This is a genomic window from Streptomyces sp. bgisy159 (assembly GCF_057707805.1).
The window spans coordinates 40610-58060 of the sequence record NZ_JBYIQX010000047.1 but is presented as its reverse complement, the minus strand read 5'-3'; the positions used below and the strand labels follow the sequence as shown (position 1 = coordinate 58060).

17 protein-coding genes are annotated in these 17451 nt (G+C 71.9%); 14 read left to right on the top strand and 3 right to left on the bottom strand.

Annotated elements, in window-relative coordinates; genetic code table 11:
* Positions 1–12: 12 nt before the first annotated feature.
* The 9 genes from AC3ET3_RS31040 to AC3ET3_RS31000 all read left to right on the top strand — a co-directional run bounded on the left by AC3ET3_RS31040 (position 13) and on the right by AC3ET3_RS31000 (position 7891).
* The gene (locus tag AC3ET3_RS31040) at positions 13–657 is read left to right on the top strand and encodes an HAD family hydrolase (RefSeq protein ID WP_432134403.1); all 645 of its coding nucleotides are present in this window, start codon (positions 13–15) and stop codon (positions 655–657) included.
* A gap of 95 nt (positions 658–752) precedes the next feature.
* The gene (locus tag AC3ET3_RS31035; RefSeq protein ID WP_432134402.1) at positions 753–1469 is read left to right on the top strand and encodes a VC0807 family protein; all 717 of its coding nucleotides are present in this window, start codon (positions 753–755) and stop codon (positions 1467–1469) included.
* Between the two features lie 60 nt (positions 1470–1529).
* Complete coding sequence (locus AC3ET3_RS31030) at positions 1530–2771, top strand: MFS transporter (protein ID WP_432134401.1); 1242 nt, start codon at positions 1530–1532, stop codon at positions 2769–2771.
* A complete protein-coding gene (locus tag AC3ET3_RS31025) occupies positions 2722–3897 on the top strand; it encodes an acetoin utilization protein AcuC (protein ID WP_432134400.1) in 1176 nt (391 codons plus the stop codon). The genes AC3ET3_RS31030 and AC3ET3_RS31025 overlap by 50 nt, the downstream gene beginning before the upstream one ends.
* Positions 3898–4114: 217 nt before the next feature.
* Complete coding sequence (locus tag AC3ET3_RS31020; protein ID WP_432134399.1) at positions 4115–4924, top strand: phosphatase; 810 nt, start codon at positions 4115–4117, stop codon at positions 4922–4924.
* Between the two features lie 134 nt (positions 4925–5058).
* Positions 5059–5268 carry a helix-turn-helix domain-containing protein gene (locus AC3ET3_RS31015; protein WP_432134398.1) on the top strand — a complete coding sequence of 70 codons (210 nt, stop codon included), beginning with the start codon at positions 5059–5061 and terminating at the stop codon, positions 5266–5268.
* A gap of 157 nt (positions 5269–5425) precedes the next feature.
* Positions 5426–5524, top strand: a complete 99-nt coding sequence (locus AC3ET3_RS31010; protein ID WP_003948845.1) for a 30S ribosomal protein bS22 — start codon at positions 5426–5428, stop codon at positions 5522–5524.
* A 176-nt stretch (positions 5525–5700) separates the two neighbouring features.
* Complete coding sequence (locus tag AC3ET3_RS31005; protein WP_432134397.1) at positions 5701–6762, top strand: NAD-dependent epimerase/dehydratase family protein; 1062 nt, start codon at positions 5701–5703, stop codon at positions 6760–6762.
* Positions 6763–6793: 31 nt separating this feature from the next.
* The gene (locus AC3ET3_RS31000; protein ID WP_432134396.1) at positions 6794–7891 is read left to right on the top strand and encodes a lysophospholipid acyltransferase family protein; all 1098 of its coding nucleotides are present in this window, start codon (positions 6794–6796) and stop codon (positions 7889–7891) included.
* Between the two features lie 67 nt (positions 7892–7958).
* Here AC3ET3_RS31000 and AC3ET3_RS30995 read toward each other — a convergent pair whose 3' ends face one another.
* The 3 genes from AC3ET3_RS30995 to AC3ET3_RS30985 form a co-directional block, all read right to left on the bottom strand.
* On the bottom strand, positions 7959–9191 hold the full coding sequence (locus AC3ET3_RS30995; protein ID WP_432157600.1) for a DUF5667 domain-containing protein: 1233 nt from the start codon (positions 9189–9191) through the stop codon (positions 7959–7961).
* Between the two features lie 252 nt (positions 9192–9443).
* Entirely contained in the window at positions 9444–10226 is a 783-nt protein-coding gene (locus AC3ET3_RS30990; RefSeq protein ID WP_432134394.1) for an ECF subfamily RNA polymerase sigma factor, BldN family, read from the bottom strand.
* A 410-nt stretch (positions 10227–10636) separates the two neighbouring features.
* Entirely contained in the window at positions 10637–11557 is a 921-nt protein-coding gene (locus AC3ET3_RS30985; RefSeq protein WP_432134393.1) for an HAD family hydrolase, read from the bottom strand.
* Between the two features lie 153 nt (positions 11558–11710).
* Here AC3ET3_RS30985 and AC3ET3_RS30980 point away from each other — a divergent pair, with 153 nt between their 5' ends.
* The 5 genes from AC3ET3_RS30980 (at position 11711) to AC3ET3_RS30960 (ending at position 17428) form a co-directional block, all read left to right on the top strand.
* Positions 11711–11998 carry a glutaredoxin family protein gene (locus tag AC3ET3_RS30980; protein WP_432134392.1) on the top strand — a complete coding sequence of 96 codons (288 nt, stop codon included), beginning with the start codon at positions 11711–11713 and terminating at the stop codon, positions 11996–11998.
* 288 nt (positions 11999–12286) lie between these two features.
* Positions 12287–13054: a redox-sensing transcriptional repressor Rex gene (locus AC3ET3_RS30975; protein ID WP_432157599.1), complete on the top strand. Its 768-nt coding sequence runs from the start codon at positions 12287–12289 to the stop codon at positions 13052–13054.
* Positions 13051–14763, top strand: a complete 1713-nt coding sequence (locus tag AC3ET3_RS30970; RefSeq protein WP_435613318.1) for a glutamyl-tRNA reductase — start codon at positions 13051–13053, stop codon at positions 14761–14763. Before AC3ET3_RS30975 ends, AC3ET3_RS30970 begins: the two co-directional genes overlap by 4 nt.
* Entirely contained in the window at positions 14760–15728 is a 969-nt protein-coding gene (hemC, locus tag AC3ET3_RS30965) for a hydroxymethylbilane synthase (protein ID WP_432134389.1), read from the top strand. The genes AC3ET3_RS30970 and hemC overlap by 4 nt, the downstream gene beginning before the upstream one ends.
* Positions 15725–17428 carry a bifunctional uroporphyrinogen-III C-methyltransferase/uroporphyrinogen-III synthase gene (locus tag AC3ET3_RS30960; RefSeq protein ID WP_435613317.1) on the top strand — a complete coding sequence of 568 codons (1704 nt, stop codon included), beginning with the start codon at positions 15725–15727 and terminating at the stop codon, positions 17426–17428. The genes hemC and AC3ET3_RS30960 overlap by 4 nt, the downstream gene beginning before the upstream one ends.
* Positions 17429–17451: the final 23 nt, after the last annotated feature.

Genomic DNA, 17451 nt, shown 5'->3' with positions numbered 1-17451 from the left:
TAGGCTCTGGGTATGCGCTACGAACTCGTCATCTTCGACAACGACGGTGTGCTCGTCGACAGCGAGCCCATATCCAACCGTCTCCTGGCCGGCTACCTGACCGAGCTGGGGCATCCGACGACGTACGAGGAGTCGATCCGGGACTACATGGGGTCCGCGATGCACCGGATCCATGAACTGGTTCTGGAACGCAGCGGACAGCGCCTGCCGCAGGATTTCGACGATGTCTTCCACACGCGGGTCTTCGCCGCGTTCGAGCAGGAACTGAAGCCGGTCGCCGGCACCACCGAGGTGCTGGAACGGCTCACGGACGAGGGCGTGCCGTACTGCGTGGCGTCGTCCGGGAGTCACGAGCGGATCCGGGTGGGGCACCGGACCACGGGGCTCGACCGGTGGTTCGACGAGGAGCGGATCTTCAGTTCGCAGGATGTGGGGCGGGGGAAGCCCGAGCCGGATCTGTTCCTGCACGCGGCGCGGACGATGGGCGTCGCCCCGGAGCGGTGCGTGGTCGTCGAGGACTCGCCGCTGGGCGTGCAGGCGGCCGTGGCGGCCGGGATGGACGTGGTCGGCTTCACCGCGATGACGCCGGCGGAGAAGCTGACGGGGGCCACCCGACTCTTCCGGGACATGGGGGAGTTGCCCGACCTGCTGCTCTGACCGATGGCGGCGGGCGTCGTGGCTGACATTTGTCACGCCGACCTCCGGACGATCGTTTCTACTGGGGGACCCCTGGGTGCCACGAGGCTGAGGGCATGACGACGAAGACGAACACGACGCGCGCCCACCTCGCCCCCCTGATCGTGGATGTCGCGGTTCCCCTCGGGTCGTTCTACCTGCTCAAGGACGGCTTCGGGACGAGCACCCTCGCCGCGCTCGCCTGGAGCAGCGTGGGGCCGGCGCTGCGGACCGCGTGGAGCGTGGTGAGGGAGCGCACGGCCAACGGGCTCGCGCTGCTGATCCTCGTGGTCAACGTCGTCGGCCTGGTGCTGAGCTTCGTCTCCGGTGACCCGCGGCTGATGCTGGCGAAGGACGGCGCCGTCAGCAGCACCGTCGGGATCGGGATCCTGGTGTCCGTGGCGCTCGGGAGGCCGATGATGACGGCGGCAGTGCGGCCGCTGATGGTGCGGGGCGACGCGGCCCGGGACGCCGCCTGGGAGCGGCTGGTGTCGGGGACCCGCACCGGTTCGGCGGTCTTCCGCCGCAAGGAGAGGCTCTTCTCGGTGGTGTGGGGCGTGGTGCTGCTCGCCGAGTGTGTGGCGCGGGTGGTGGGCGCGTACACGCTGCCCGTGGACACCATGGTCTGGCTGGGCGGGGTCTTCGTCGCCGTCGCCATGACGATCGGTTTCACGGTGAGCGGCGGCCTGGCGGTGGAGACGATGAAGCGGCTGCTCGCGGACGAGGTGAAGTCAGCCGAGGAGGCCGTCCCGGCTCCCGCGCGCGCCCTCGCCCTCGCGGGCCAGGGAAGTTGAGCGTAATTCATCTTTGGCTGGATCTACCCAGCGGTAGCCCGGGGCCCTACGCTCGCCGCCATGACAGAAGTCCTGCGGCGCGGCCGGGCCTCGTTGGCGTTCAGCTTCTTCGCCCAGGGGGCCGCCTTCGCGCTGCTCGTGACCCGGATCCCGGCGATCCAGGACCGGTACGGGGTCTCCGACGCGCTGCTGCCGGCCTTCCTGGCGGCGGTGCCGGTCCTCGCCGGGGCCGGCAGCGTGGCGACCGAGCGGCTGGTGCGGCGGTTCCGGCCCAGCGGGGTGCTGCGCTGGTCCCAGCCGTTGGTGCTGCTGGCGCTGGTCGGGGTCGGCGCGGGCGACGGGATGGCCGTGCTGGGGCTGTCGCTGGCGGTCTTCGGGCTGGCCGTGGGCGCGTTGGACGCCTCGATGAACATGCTCGGGGTGAGTCTGCAGCGGGCGTACGGGCGCAGCATCATGCTGAGCTTCCACGCCTCCTACAGCCTGGGCGGGATCGTGGGGGCCTCGCTGGCGTGGGCGGGGGCGCACTGGGAGCTGGCGCTGTGGGTGTCGTACCTGCCGGTGGTGGCGGTGCTGGTACCGGCGGTGCTGGTGGGGAGCCGGTGGTACGTCGACGGGGTCGGCGCGGACAGTGCGCACAGTGGTGGGCCGCGGGAGGCGGGGGACGCGGGCCGGGGGGACGGGGCCGGTGTCGTCTTCAAGCTGCTGCTGCCGCTGTGCCTGGTGATGGCCTTCGCCTACATCGGCGACTCGACCGTCTCCAACTGGAGCGCGAAGTACCTCCAGGACGTGCTGGGCAGTTCGGAGCAGCTGGCGACCGTGCCGTACAACGTGTACATGGTGACCACGTTGGTGGGGCGGGCCATCGGAGACTTCGGGGTGCGGCGGTTCGGGGCGGTGGCGGTGGTGCGGGGCGGCACGGTGGTGGCCGCGGCGGGTTTCGCGGTGGTGGCGGGGGCGCCCGGGGCGTGGGTGGGGATGCTCGGGTTCACCTGTGTGGGGCTGGGGTTGTGCGTGCTGGTGCCGCAGACCTTCGCGGCGGCCGGGCGGCTGTTCCCCGGGGCGTCCGACGCGGCGGTCGCGCGGCTGAACATCTTCAACTACGTCGGCTTCCTGGTCGGTTCGCCGCTGGTGGGGTCGCTCGGCGACGTGTGGAGCTACCGGGGGGCGATGCTGGTGCCGATGGTGTTGGTGCTGGTGACGTTGGTGTACGCCCGGTCGTTCGCGGCTCAACCGGACCGATACGGTGGCGCGTATGAGCGGCCGCGCACAGCTGATGTGGGACGAGGCAGTAACGGGCTATGACTTCGGGTCCGAGCATCCGATGGATCCGGTTCGGCTGAGGCTGACCCGGAGTCTGGTGGAGGCGTTGGGGCTCGACCGCGAGGTGGAGGTCGTCTCGGCGAAGCCGGCCGGGGACTCCACGCTGCGGCTGGTGCACCGGGAGGACTACATCGCGGCGGTGAAGGCGGCCTCCGTGGATCCGGGCTCGGCCGACACGGCGTACGGGCTGGGCACGGTGGACGATCCGGCCTTCGCCGGGATGCACGAGGTCTCGGCGTTGATCGCCGGGCAGTCGGTGGGGGCGGCGGAGGCGGTCTGGCGGGGCGACGCGCTGCACGCGGTGAACTTCGCGGGTGGCCTGCACCACGCCATGCCCGGGGGCGCGTCGGGGTTCTGCGTCTACAACGACGCGGCCCTCGCGATCGCGCGGCTGCTGGAGCTGGGGGCCGAGCGGGTGGCCTACGTGGACGTCGACGTGCACCACGGGGACGGGGTGCAGGCGGCGTTCTGGGAGGACCCCCGGGTGCTGACGGTCTCGCTGCACGAGCACCCTCGGACGCTGTTCCCGCAGACGGGGTGGCCGGAGGAGACCGGGGCGGAGGGCGCCGCGGAGGGGTCGGCGGTGAACGTGGCGCTGCCGGCCGGGACCGGGGACGCGGGGTGGCTGCGGGCCTTCCACTCGGTGGTGCCGGAGCTGATCGCCGACTTCCGGCCGGACGTGCTGGTGACGCAGCACGGCGCCGACACGCACTTCGAGGATCCGCTGGCGCATCTCGCGGTGTCGCTGGACGCCCAGCGGGCCGTGCAGGTGGCGTGTCATGAGCTGGCGCACGCCTGGGCCGGGGGCCGGTGGGTGGCGCTGGGCGGCGGCGGGTACGCGGTGGTGGACGTGGTGCCGCGGTCGTGGGCGCATCTGGTGGGAGTGGCCGCGGGGAAGCCGGTGGAGCCGGAGACGGTGATCCCGGAGAGCTGGCGGGCGGAGGTCTTCGCGCGGACCCGGCAGCTGGGGCCGGTGCGGATGACCGATGGCCGGTGGCCCGTGGGGTGGGCGGAGTGGGAGGCGGGATACGACCCCGCCGACCGGTTGGACCAGGCCGTGCTGGCGACCCGGCGGGCGGTGTTCCCGTTGCGCGGGTTGCTGGCGTGAGGAGCGCCCCCGAGGGCGAGGGTGTTCCGGTGGGGTCGGCGGTCTTGCGGTGGTTCCCCGAGGGTGAGGGTGTTCCGGTGGGGTCGGCGGTCTTGCGGTGGTTCCCCGAGGGTGAGGGTGTTCCGGTGGGGCCCGCGGCCTCGCGGCGTTCCCCCGACGGTGGGGTGTCGGGGGCATTCGCCGGTGGCGGGAGGCGGGGCGGGAGGAGTATCGGGGGGTGGTCAGTGGGTGCGGGTTGCGGCGGCACTTGGTGGGGGCCCGGCTGGCCGGGGTGGTGGGGACGCCGCGGGAGGTGAGCCTGCGCAGATACCGGGCGTTCGCCGCGGGGGACCCCCGGGTGGTGCTGGGGGTGGGGCCGCTGGGCCGGTGGGGGACGGCGGAGGTGCTGCGGCTGATGGGGGAGCGGTGCGGGAGGGGGCCCGAGGTGGCGACGGGGGACGAGTACATCGATCCCGGGCTCACCATCAGCGGGTTGGACGCCTTCGCCGAACGGGTGGGAGACGTCGCCGGGCGCCGGGGTGCCGTGCTGATCGGGACCGGGCACCCGGGGCGGCTGCTCGGGTTCTACGCCGGGCTCGCGTACGCGCTGTCGGCGGCGGGATGTACCGTCCTCACCCCCGCGTATGGTCGCTGTGTCGACATAACGACCCGGTTCGGTCTACGTACGCACCGTCTTGTGTACGCACGGGGAGTCGGGTTCCTGCGGGAAACCGGTGGCGGTCGCGCCGGTCGTGCGACCGGCGCGCACACCCACTCACCCCTGCCGGTCCGAGTCGCGCTCGGAGCCCTCGCGGAGGCCGGCGGACCGCTGCCTCAGCTGGTGATCGGAGACCACGGATGGCTCTGTGGGGCAGGTCAGCTGGGGTTCGAGGCCATCGGGCTCGCCGACGTCGACGACCCGGCGCCGTTCGTGGGGGAGGCCGAGGGGGTCGTGTCGGTGGTCGTTCCGCTTGATGACGCTGTGCGGTCTGTTTACTACCGGCCGCTTACCCGCTACGTACTCAATCGGGCGTGTCTGTCACAGTAGGCCGTTGATGGGTGCACCTCTTCCCCACTCGCATCACCCGCCCCTAGTCTGGGGAGTGAGCACGCAGCGACGAAGAGTCACCGGAAGGGGAAGCCGGTGGCCGTCGAGTCGAGTGCGGAAGGTTCAGGTGTGTCATGGCTGCTGGCGAGAGGCCTCTGAGCGAGGTTCAGTTCCTTACCGTGGCGGAAGTCGCCGCGGTGATGCGAGTGTCCAAGATGACCGTGTACCGGCTGGTGCACAGCGGTCATCTGCCCGCGATCCGGGTGGGGCGGTCCTTCCGCGTCCCGGAGGACGCGGTTCACGAGTACCTCCGCGATAGCTATGTGGGGGTGGAAACCGCCTAGCTCCACACCGGGGAGGTTCGTGTACCCCGTGTCCCGGACCTCCCCGGAAACCCTCGATTAACGACCTCGGCGCTCGGGCGGGTAGGCTAGCCCCTCGTAGGTCGTGTGGGCCCATGGCGCCCAAACACCGAGTGATGAGAAGTGAGCGAGGGTAGTCGTGGGCTCTGTTATCAAGAAGCGGCGCAAGCGGATGGCCAAGAAGAAGCACCGCAAGCTGCTCAAGCGCACGCGCGTTCAGCGTCGCAACAAGAAGTAAGGCGACGCGCCGAGCGTTACGAGCGCGGTTCGACCCCCCACCTGATAACGGTGGGGGGTCGTTCTTCTGTCCGGACCGGCGGTCATCACAGGGCAACATCGAACCGCTAGGTTGGCTCCACGGGGGAACGCGGTGGACGATGCGGAGTACCAGGTCCTGGAAGAAAGGCGCTGATCTTGGGCAAGGTCGTGCTCGTGACCGGAGTGGCCCGCCAACTGGGAGGCCGGTTCGTACGACGGATCCAGCGTGACCCGGGCGTCGACAGGGTGATCGCCGTGGACGTGGTGCGGCCCGAGCACCGGCTCGGTGCGGCCGAGTTCGTCCAGGCCGACATCCGGCAGCCAGGGATCGCCCGGGTGCTCGCCGAGAGCGGCGCCGACACCGTCGTCCACCTCGACGTGACGGCCACCGCGCTGGGCAGCGGCAGCCGGGCCACCGTCAAGGAGACCAACGTCATCGGCACCATGCAGCTCCTCGGTGCCTGTCAGAAGTCGCCCGGTGTGCGCCGGCTCGTCGTCAAGAGCAGTACGAACGTGTACGGCTCCGCGTCGCGGGACCCGGCCGTGTTCACCGAGACCACGGCGGCCAAGTCGCTGCCCAGCGGTGGGTTCGCCAAGGACACCGTCGAGGTCGAGGGGTACGTGCGCGGCTTCGCGCGGCGGCGGCCCGACGTCGCGGTGTGTGTGCTGCGCTTCGCCAACATCCTCGGCCCCACCGCGGAGACCCCCCTGGCCTCCTATTTCTCGCTGCCGGTGCTGCCGACGGTGTTCGGCTACGACCCCCGGCTGCAGTTCGTGCACGAGGACGACGCGATCGAGGTGCTGCGGATCGCCTCGCACGAGCCGATGCGGGGCACCCTCAACAGCGGCACCTTCAACATCGCCGGTGACGGCGTGCTGACGCTGTCGCAGTGCTCGCGGCGGCTCGGGCGGCCCACCGTGCCGCTGCTGCTGCCCGCCGTGACCTGGGCCGGGTCGCTGGTGCGTACGCTGGGAATGACGGACTTCTCACCCGAGCAGATCCGGCTGCTCACCCACGGCCGGGTCGTGGCGACGGACCAGATGCGCGAGACGCTGGGGTTCGCGCCGAAATACACCACCGCCGAGACCTTCGCGGACTTCGCGCGCAGCCGGGGACCCGGACTGCTGCCCCCCGAGGCCCTTGCGGGGGCCGTCGACCGGATCGCCGCCCTGTCCGTCCCGGGCGGCGGTCACCCCCCGATGCAGAGCGCCGACTGACGCGCGGTGCCAACCGAGGAGCGCATCAACGATGGCGGACGCCAAGGTCATTCCGTTCGACGACGACCGGTCTCGCGGGGGCGCCGGACAGCGGCCGGCCCGGCGCAGGGGCGGGGGCGGGGGGAGCCGACGCACGGCCGGCGGCGAGCAGACCGTGCCGGTACGGGAAGTGAGCGAGTTGCGCGGGGTACCGGAGGCCGGCGCGGTCCCGGCCCTGCCCAGCGGGTCCGTGGCGCAGGAGGACGGCCGTGTGACGGATGAACGGGAGCCGGAGCGGACCGAGGCCGCCTCGGCGCTGGAACGCCGTCTGGCGAGCGGCCTGTCCTTCCTGCGCCGGCGCCTGACCGGGGACTACGAGGTCGACGACTTCGGCTACGACGAGGAGCTGACCGACCAGGTCCTGATGTCCCTGCTGCGGCCGGTGTACGAGAAGTACTTCCGGGTCGAGGTGAAGGGCATCGAGAACATCCCCGCCGAGGGCGGAGCGTTGATCGTCGCCAACCACTCCGGCACGCTGCCGCTGGACGGGCTGATGATGCAGGTCGCCGTGCACGACCGGCATCCGGCCGGGCGGCATCTGCGGCTGCTCGCCGCGGACCTGGTGTTCGTGCTGCCCGTCGTCAACGAGCTCGCCCGCAAGCTGGGCCACACCCTGGCCTGCGCCGAGGACGCGGAGCGGCTGCTCGGGCAGGGGGAGCTGGTCGGGGTGATGCCGGAGGGCTTCAAGGGCATCGGCAAGCCCTTCGGGGAGCGGTACAAGCTGCAGCGGTTCGGGCGGGGCGGCTTCGTCTCCACGGCCCTGCGCCGGGGTGTTCCGATCATCCCGTGCTCGATCGTCGGGGCGGAGGAGATCTACCCGATGATCGGCAACGCCAAGACGCTGGCGCGGGTCCTGGGCTTCCCGTACTTCCCGCTCACGCCGACGTTCCCGTGGCTCGGGCCGCTGGGGGCGATCCCGCTTCCGACGAAGTGGACGATCCAGTTCGGCGAGCCGATCGCCACGGACGGCTATCCGCCGGAGGCAGCCGAGGACCCGATGCTGATGTTCAACCTGACCGACCAGGTCCGCGAGCAGATCCAGCACACGCTCTACAAGCTGCTGGTGCAGCGGAGGTCGGTGTTCTTCTGACGGTGAGCACGCGGTGGGGACCCTGCCCGGAGAAGGGCCCCCACCGCGTGCTCACCGTCGGCCCGGCCTAGCCGGCGTCCTCGCTGTCGATACCGAGGCCCGGGAGGAGGCCCGGCAGGAGGGGCCGGATGGTGACTTCCGGCTCGGGGGCGGGGGAGGGGCTGGTCGGGGCGGTGGTCGAGGTGTCCTCCAGCGGGTCCAGGAGACCACCGGTGCTGCCGCCCAGGAGGCCGTCGTCCTCGGACGTGGAGTCGGCCGGCTTGCTCGGGCCGCTGCCGGTTTCGCCGGCACCGGGAGCCTCGGTGCCACCGGTGCGGGGCGTGCTGGAGCCGCCGGTGCCGGAGGTGCCGGTGGACGACGGGCCGGTGCCCTGCCGCTGATCCGTGCCGCCGCCGCCCTGGGTGGGGGGCTGCGGGAGGATGGACTGCAGCGGGGCGACTTCCTGCTCTATGGCGTCCAGGACCGACGAGACCTCCTCGCTGACGTCGCCGAGCTGGACCGGCAGCCGCTGGCGCAGGGCGCTCCACGCCTCGCGGTGGGAGCGGGAGAACGCGTCCAGGGCCTGCATGGGGCCGAGCGAGTCCGGGTCGCGCTCGTAGGCCTCGTGGAGCAGGCGGTGGCCCTCGGAGGCGTCGTGACGCATGCCGGACAGCGTGCGGCGGATCTCGCCGAGGGACTCGTGGTCGAGATGGCCGCTGCGGCCGCGCTCCATGAGGCGGCGGGCCTCGCCGAGACGGGTCGAGGCCTGGTCGAGATAGGCCTCGCCGCGTTCGCTGTCGTCGTCGCTGAGGTAGTTGAGCTTGAAGTCCTCGATGCCTCGCTTCAGGCCGTAGAGGGAGTCACCGGGGAGGGCGTCGGAGCTGGCGGCGGCGACGCCGCCGAAGGCCCCCGCGGCGACGCCGACGCTGAGGCCGCCGGCGGTGAGTCCCTTGGCGAGCCGGGAGCGCGGCCGCAATCTGCCCAGCGCGGTCGCCCGGTGTGCTCCCCTGCTGCGGCTTCGCTGTTCGGGTACCGAAGGGTCAGCGGCTTCGCCTCCGAGCGTGCCCTCCTGCAGCATGGCCTCCATCGCGGCGACCAACTGCGCCCGCTGGACGACCTTGACCTCCGGGTCGAGCTCCGGTCTGGGCAGCTCGGCGAGACCCGTGGCCAGGGCCAGGAGGTGGCCCTGCTCGGTCTGGTCGGCGGCCGGTGCCGGTGGCGATCCCTCGGACTGCTCGGCCGCCGTGCCCCGCTCGGACTGCTCCTCCAGGGCCTGGGCGAAGGCGTTCGCCCGCCGGTGCGCCGATACGTTCGCGATCACTGGCGGCACCTCCTCTCGTCATCACGGTCGACTCCCCGGGGATTCTCGGGGTTGCACGCACGCGGCCGGGTGGTCCCGATCGGGTGATCGGGGCCGGTCGGTACGTGACCACAGGGAGCCTGCATCCCGCACAACGAGTGGCGCGGCACTTGGGTTACGGACTGCGGATGATCGGATCGGGAAGTCAACGGACTGTCACTGACCGTGAGTTGGAAATCGCGGAGTGTGAGGGAGTGGCTGTGTGGGGTCGGCTCAGCGGGCGTCGTCCGGCAGGAGGCGGGCGAGGGTCCGGACGGCGCGGTACTGGAGGGTCTTGATGGCGCCCTCGTTCTTGCCCATCACCCGGGCGGTCTCGGCGACGGACAGACCCTGCAGGAAGCGCAGGGTGACGCACTCCTGCTGCTGGGGGTTGAGCCGGCGCACGGCGTCCAGGAGGGCGGCGTTGGAGAGGGACTCCAGGACGGAGTCCTCGGGCGAGCGCTCGACCTCGTTGGCGTCGAGCATCTCGCCGGTGGTGATCTCCAGCCGGAAGCGGCTGGACTTGAAGTGGTCGGCGACCAGGTTGCGGGCGATGGTGACGAGCCAGGCGCCGAAGTCGCGGCCCTGCCAGGTGAAGGTCCCGATGCGGCGCAGGGCGCGCAGGAACGTCTCACTGGTGAGGTCCTCGGCGGTCGCCTTCCCGCCGACGCGGTAGTAGATGTAGCGGTAGACGGTGTCGCTGTACTGGTCGTAGAGGCGGCCGAAGGCGTCGGCTTCGCCGGCCTGGGCGCGCTCCACGAGGTCCATCATCCGGGCGCTGTCGCTGTCGGCGGCGGGCCGCCGGGCGGTGGTGGCGGCGCCGGCGGCCGTGCGCCCGCGTCTGCCCACCGCGGCGCTGCCGTCGGCCAGTGCGTAGCACGGGCCGACGGGGGCGGCGGCGAAGGCGGGGACGGCGTACGCGGTGGGGACGAGATCGCGCAGCGTCTCCTTGACCGTTGCGACGGTCGCGCGCAGCGTAGCCAGGCCCGAGGCGTCAACCCCGACGTGTGGGTACACGGGACTCCCAGAGGCAGAGCTTCCATCACGTGCAGTACGGAACCTTTCACCCGTCGTAGCGACGGAGGGGTTACCGGATTGCGTCTGAGGAGAATAACGCTTCGTGCAGGGCCTGCTACACCCAGTTGCTCAAATCATCGATTACGTCGCTTCCGTAACCGATTGACGCCCGACCAAGTGCCGCAGAGTGACCGCTTGTTGATCGAAATTCTTCGGATTTCCGGTCGGTCCGGGGCGTGTTGTGGCTGTGCGCGGACAACAGGGCTGGAGGGGGCGGAAACGGGGTACGACCGTCGGATTGGCCGGCTCCCGGGCCTGGCGTGACTGATGTGACCGGGTGTGCGCGTTCCAGCCGCTATCCGGCCGGGATCCAGCGCGACCGGCCGGGATCCAGCGCGACCGGCCGGGTGTCAGCGGCGGCGGCGGTGCAGCGCGATGGCCGCCGCGGTGCCGCCGGCCACCGCGCCGACGCCGGCCGCGGCCGGGATGCCGACCTTGGCGGCCTTGCGGCCGGTGCGGTAGTCGCGCAGGCGCCAGTCCAGGTCGCGGGCGTGCCGGCGCAGCTTGGCGTCCGGATTGATCGCGTAGGGGTGGCCGACCAGGGACAGCATCGGGATGTCGTTGTGGCTGTCGCTGTAGGCGGCACAGCGGGAGAGGTCGAGGGCCTCGGCCGCGGCGAGGGCGCGGACCGCCTCCGCCTTGGCGGGGCCGTGCAGCGGCTCACCCACCAGCTTGCCGGTGTAGACGCCGTCCACCGACTCCGCGACCGTGCCGAGCGCGCCGGTCAGGCCGAGGCGGCGGGCGATCACCTGGGCGATCTCCACGGGGGCCGCGGTGACCAGCCACACCTTCTGGCCCGCGTCCAGGTGGGCCTGAGCGAGCGCCCGGGTGCCGGGCCAGATGCGCTCGGCCATGTACTCGTCGTAGATCTCCTCGCCGATCGAGGTCAGTTCGGAGACCCGGTGGCCCTTGACGATCGACAGGGCGGAGTCGCGGGCGTCCTGCATGTGCTCGGGGTCCTCGACCCCCGCCATCCGGAACCACGCCTGCTGCCAGGCGAACCTGACCAGGTCGCGCGTCTCGAAGAACTTCCGCTTGTACAGGCCCCGGCCGAAGTGGAACAGCGCGGCGCCCTGCATGACGGTGTTGTCCAGGTCGAAGAACGCGGCGGCGCGATGGTCGCCGGGGACCGGGAACTGCGGTTCCTCCTCGGCGATCTCCTGGGTGTCCTGGGCGGACTTGCGCGCGGCCTCCGCCGAGGCCTCGCCTGCCAACACGCTCCGCGCCGTGGCGGAGCGCCTACGGGGGGTGAGCCATCCGAGAGCGGCCATGGCGTGAGCATAGCCAGTTTGTTCGGTGGTTCGGTCGGCGGCGAGGTTCGCCAGGTGTGAACTCTCCGCGACCGTCCCGTTAAAGGGATCGTTGCGCCACCTGGGCACCAGGGGCCGTCCGGCCCGCTCCGGTTCCGGGCCGGACGCGGGAGAATGGCCGGCATGAGTCCCCTCTTTCGCCGTAAGGGTCCCGCGCCCCGGGACCGGCTCGTCACGCTCATCGGCAAGCCCGGGTGTCATCTGTGTGATGACGCACAGATCGTCATCGAGAAGGTCTGCGGGGAGCTGGGTGTTCCGTGGGAGAAGAAGGACATCACCGAGGACCCCCAACTCCACGACCAGTACTGGGAGCAGATCCCCGTCGTGCTCGTCGACGGAGCGCAGCACACCTTCTGGCGCGTGAACGAGGAACGGCTGCGCCGGGAACTCACCGGAAACTGACCGACCAGTACAAGTGGCTGGAAATGTCGCTTAGGATCGACGGCGACTTGGTCTCGGGGGCGGGATTCGTGAGGAGAGTGACCGATTTTGCCCCCGAGAAGAGAGGAACGCGGGCCCATGTGTCCCGGTTCCCCGCGAGCGCGGCGAAGCCGCGTGACCCCGGTCACGTTGGCCGGGCAAATCGGACACAATCTTTGTGCACGCGTTCACAAAGACATAGCCTGCATTCGACGGGGCGGTCCGGGGACGTATGGCCGCCTGCAGCCCCGCTCTACCCGCAGGAGCACCGTGGCAACTGGCCGAACTCACCGACCGGCGACCCGTAGCCGAGGGATTCCCGAGGCCACCGTCGCCCGTCTTCCGCTGTACCTTCGCGCGCTGACGGCACTGTCCGAGCGCTCGGTCCCCACGGTCTCCTCCGAGGAGCTCGCGGCGGCGGCCGGCGTCAACTCGGCGAAGCTGCGCAAGGACTTCTCGTACCTCGGGTCGTACGGCACCCGCGGCGTCGGCTACGACGTCGAGTATCTCGTCTACCAGATCTCCCGGGAACTGGGGCTCACCCAGGACTGGCCGGTTGTGATCGTCGGTATCGGTAACCTCGGCGCCGCGCTCGCCAACTACGGGGGGTTCGCCTCGCGCGGCTTCCGGGTGGCCGCCCTGATCGACGCCGACCCCTCGATGGCCGGGAAGCCCGTGGCCGGGATCCCCGTCCAGCACACCGACGACCTGGAGAAGATCATCCAGGAGAACGGCGTGTCCATCGGGGTCATCGCCACCCCCGCAGGCGCCGCCCAGCAGGTCTGCGACCGGCTCGTGGCCGCCGGGGTGACCTCCATCCTGAACTTCGCGCCGACCGTGCTGTCCGTGCCGGACGGCGTCGACGTGCGCAAGGTCGACCTCTCCATCGAGCTGCAGATCCTCGCTTTCCACGAGCAGCGCAAGGCCGGTGAGGAGGCCGCGCTGCCCGACGCCGCGGCGCCGGCCGCCGTCACCCGCGGCGGGAGCGCCGCCGAGCAGGGGCCCGACGGGGACGTACCCGCCGTGATGCCGGCATGAGTCTCCTCGTCGTCGGGCTGAGCCACCGCAGCGCGCCGGTCAGCGTGCTGGAGCGGGCCTCGCTGGGCACGGACGCGCAGGTCAAGCTGTTGCACGACACCGTCGCCGCGGAGCCGGCCACCGAGGCCGCCGTCCTGGCCACGTGCAACCGCATCGAGCTCTACGCCGACGTGGACAAGTTCCACGCGGGCGTCGCCGAGCTGTCCACGCTGCTCGCCCAGCACAGCGGGGTCGGCCTGGACGAGCTCACCCCCTACCTCTACGTGCACTACGAGGACCGGGCCGTCCACCACCTCTTCTCGGTGGCCTGCGGGCTGGACTCGATGGTCGTCGGCGAGGGCCAGATCCTCGGCCAGATAAAGGACTCCCTGGCCAGGGCGCAGGAACAGCACAGCGCCGGCCGGCTGATCAACGACCTGTTCCAGCAGGCCCTGCGGGTCGGCAAGCGGGCGCACTCCGAGACCGGCATCGACCGCGCGGGGCAGTCCCTGGTCACCTTCGGTCTGGAGCAGCTGGCCCGGAGCGGCGAGGTGCGGGACTGGGCGGCCGGCAAGAAGGCCCTGGTCATCGGCGCCGGTTCGATGTCCTCGCTGGCCGCGGCGACGCTCGCGCGCGCCGGTGTCACGGAGATCGTCGTCGCCAACCGCACCTTCGAGCGGGCCGAGCGGCTCGCCCAGATCCTCTCCGAGGGCGACGGCACGGACGTGGCGGCCCGCGCGGTACCGATGGAATCGGTGCCGGCCGAGCTGACACGTGCCGACGTGGCCGTCTCCTGCACCGGAGCGACCGGCCTGGTGCTCACCGCCGAGGCGGTCGCCACCGCGGTGCAGGGACGCGTGGGCCGGGTCCCGGCCGCGCCCTTCGGCGCCGACGGGGCACCGCCCGCGCTGGCCCACGCCGCCCGGGTACCGGCGGGCCAGTCCGGCCGCGGTGGGGAGGACAACTGCCCGCTCGACCTACCGCCCGTGCAGACCGGTTTCTCCGTGCTCGGCGAGGCCGCCGTGGCCGGGATGGACGCCGCGACCCTGGAGCAGCACGCCGTCTGGGTCGACAAGGGGACCGTGGTCGAACGCCGGGACGACGTCCGCGCCGACGCGGAACTGATCACCGCGCTCGCCGCGACCGCCGCCACCGTCGGGCGGATCCCCGAGCGGCGCCGGCCCGAGGCGGTCGCCGACGCCGTACGGCCCGAGCCCGCGCTGTTCCTGCTCGACCTGGCCATGCCGAGGGACATCGACGCGGCCGCGCACCGGCTCGCCGGCGTGCGGCTGGTGGACATCGAGTCGCTGGCCGAGACGTCGGCGGACGCGCCCATGGCCTCGGACGTCGACCAGGTGCGGCGGATCGTCTCCGACGAGGTCGCCGCGTTCGGCGCCGCCCAGCGGGCCGCGCACATCACCCCCACGGTGGTGGCGCTACGGGCCATGGCCGCGGACGTCGTGGCCGGCGAGATCGCCCGCCTGGACGGGCGGCTGCCCGGCCTGGACGACAAGCACCGGGCCGAGATCACCCAGACCGTGCGACGTGTCGTGGACAAGCTGCTGCACGCGCCCACCGTCCGGGTCAAGCAGCTCGCGGCCGAGCCCGGCGGCGCCGGGTACGCGGACGCGCTGCGGACCCTGTTCGACCTCGACCCGGAGACGGTGGCCGCCGTGTCGCGGGCCGAGGACAGCACCGATGAGAACGCGAAGAACCGAGGCCCGGTATGAGTGACGAGGCACTGAGGCCCTTGAGGCTCGGCACGCGGCGCAGCAAGCTCGCCATGGCCCAGTCCGGGCAGGTCGCGCAGACCGTGCGCCAGGTGACCGGACGGCCCGTCGAACTGGTCGAGATCACCACGTACGGCGACGTCTCGCGCGAGGCGCTGGCGCAGATCGGCGGCACCGGTGTGTTCGTCACCGCGCTGCGCGACGCGCTGCTGAAGGGCGAGGTCGACTTCGCGGTCCACTCGCTCAAGGACCTGCCGACCGCCCAGCCGGACGGGCTGGTGCTGGCGGCCGTACCCGAGCGCGAGGACCCGCGCGACGTGATCGTCGGCCGGGACGCGCTGAAGTTCACCGACCTCCCGCGCGGGGCGCGCATCGGCACCGGTTCGCCGCGCCGCATGGCGCAGCTCAACGCGTACGCCCGGGCCCACGGCCTCGACATCGAGACCGTGCCGATCCGGGGGAACGTCGACACCCGGATCCGGTTCGTGCACGACGGCGAACTGGACGCCGTGGTGCTGGCCGCCGCCGGCCTGAACCGGCTCGGCCGGATCGACGAGGTGACCGACTTCCTGTCGGTCGACACCGTGCTGCCCGCCCCCGGCCAGGGGGCACTGGCGATCGAATGCTCCGCCGATCATGCGGAGTTGATCGCCGCGCTCGCCGAACTCGACGACCCGTTCACCCGGGCCGCCGTGACCGCCGAGCGGTCCCTGCTCGCCGCCCTGGAGGCCGGCTGCAGCGCCCCTGTGGGCGCACTGGCCGACCTCCTGGTCGACGGGCAGATTGTCAAGGAAATGCGCCTGCGGGGCGTCGTCGGTACGACCGACGGCTCCCGCACGGTGCAGCTGTCCACCACCGGTCCCGTGCCCGAGACGCATGACCAGGCGATGACGCTCGGTCGCGAACTCGCTGCCGAGATGCTTGCCCAGGGCGCGGCCGGTCTGATGGGGGAGCGAGCACATTGAGCCCCACCACCGTTCCTGCCGCCGGCCTCGAACACGGGCACGTCACCTTCCTCGGTGCCGGACCCGGGGATCCGGGACTGCTGACTCTGCGCGCCGTGGAGGCGCTGGCGAACGCTGACGTCGTCGTCGCCGAGCACGAGGTGCTCGACGTCGTGCGGGCGCACGCCCGGGCGGGCGTCACGCACCTGGACCCGGGCCCCTCGTCGGACCCCGTTCCGGGCACGGGCACGCCCCAGCCGACGGTCGTTGACGCCACGTCAACAACCGTTGGCGGCCCCGCCGTGCGGGATGCGGCACATCTTGTCATGGAGGCCGCGCGGGGCGGCAGGCGGGTCGTCCGTGCGGTGTCCGGGGACCCGGGACTTGATACGTACGCGGCGGCGGAAATGCTCGCCTGCGCGGCGGCCGGTGTTCCCTTCGAGGTGGTGCCGGGTGTCGCGGCGGCGGTCGGCGTGCCCGCGTACGCCGGTGTGCCGCTGCGGGACGCGCAGGGCGCGGACGTCCGGTTCGTGGACGCCCGTACCGCCTCCGACCGGTGCTGGACCGAGGTCGGCGCCTCGGACGGGACGGTCGTGGTGTCGACGACGCTCGACTCGGTGGCCGCGGCCGCCGGGGAACTGGTCGCGGCCGGCCGCAAGCCGGACACCCCGATGACCGTGACGGTCGCCGGTACGACGACCCGGCAGCGCACCTGGACCGCCACTCTCGGCACCATCGCCCAGACGCTGAAGCAGGCCAAGGCGCTGCCCTCCCCCGAGGGCGGCCGGCCGGTGATAGCCGTGGTCGGGGAGCGCAGCGCCCCCGCCCAGCGCGACCAGCTGGCGTGGTTCGAGTCCAAGCCGCTGTTCGGCTGGAAGGTCCTCGTACCGCGCACCAAGGAGCAGGCGGCGTCGCTCTCCGACCAGCTGCGCTCCTACGGGGCCGTGCCGCACGAGGTGCCGACCATCGCCGTCGAGCCGCCGCGCACCCCGCAGCAGATGGAGCGGGCCGTCAAGGGCCTGGTGACCGGCCGCTACGAGTGGATCGCCTTCACCTCGGTGAACGCGGTCAAGGCGGTGCGGGAGAAGTTCGAGGAGTACGGGCTGGACGCCCGGGCCTTCGCGGGCATCAAGGTGGCCGCGGTGGGCGAGCAGACCGCCAAGGCGCTCATCGCGTTCGGCGTGAAGCCCGACCTGGTGCCGAGCGGCGAGCAGTCGGCGGCCGGCCTGCTGGAGGACTGGCCGCCCTACGACCCGGTCTTCGACCCGATCGACCGGGTGTTCCTGCCGCGGGCGGACATCGCCACCGAGACCCTGGTCGCCGGGCTGATCGAGCTCGGCTGGGAGGTCGACGACGTCACCGCCTACCGCACCGTACGGGCCTCGCCGCCGCCGGCGGAGACCCGGGAGGCGATCAAGGGCGGTGGCTTCGACGCCGTGCTGTTCACGTCGTCGTCCACGGTGCGGAACCTGGTCGGCATCGCCGGCAAGCCGCACAACGTGACCGTCATCGCCTGCATCGGTCCGGCGACCGCCAAGACGGCCGAGGAACACGGGCTGCGGGTCGACGTGATGGCTCCCGAGCCGTCCGTGCACAAGCTCGCCGAGGCGCTGGCCGACTTCGGCCGCAGACGCCGGACGGCCGCGCTGGAGGCCGGCGACCCGGTGACGCGGCCGAGCGAGCGGAGGCCGGGGGCGCGCAGGCGCCGCGCGGCTACCTGAGGGTGAGGCGGAGCGTTCCTCGC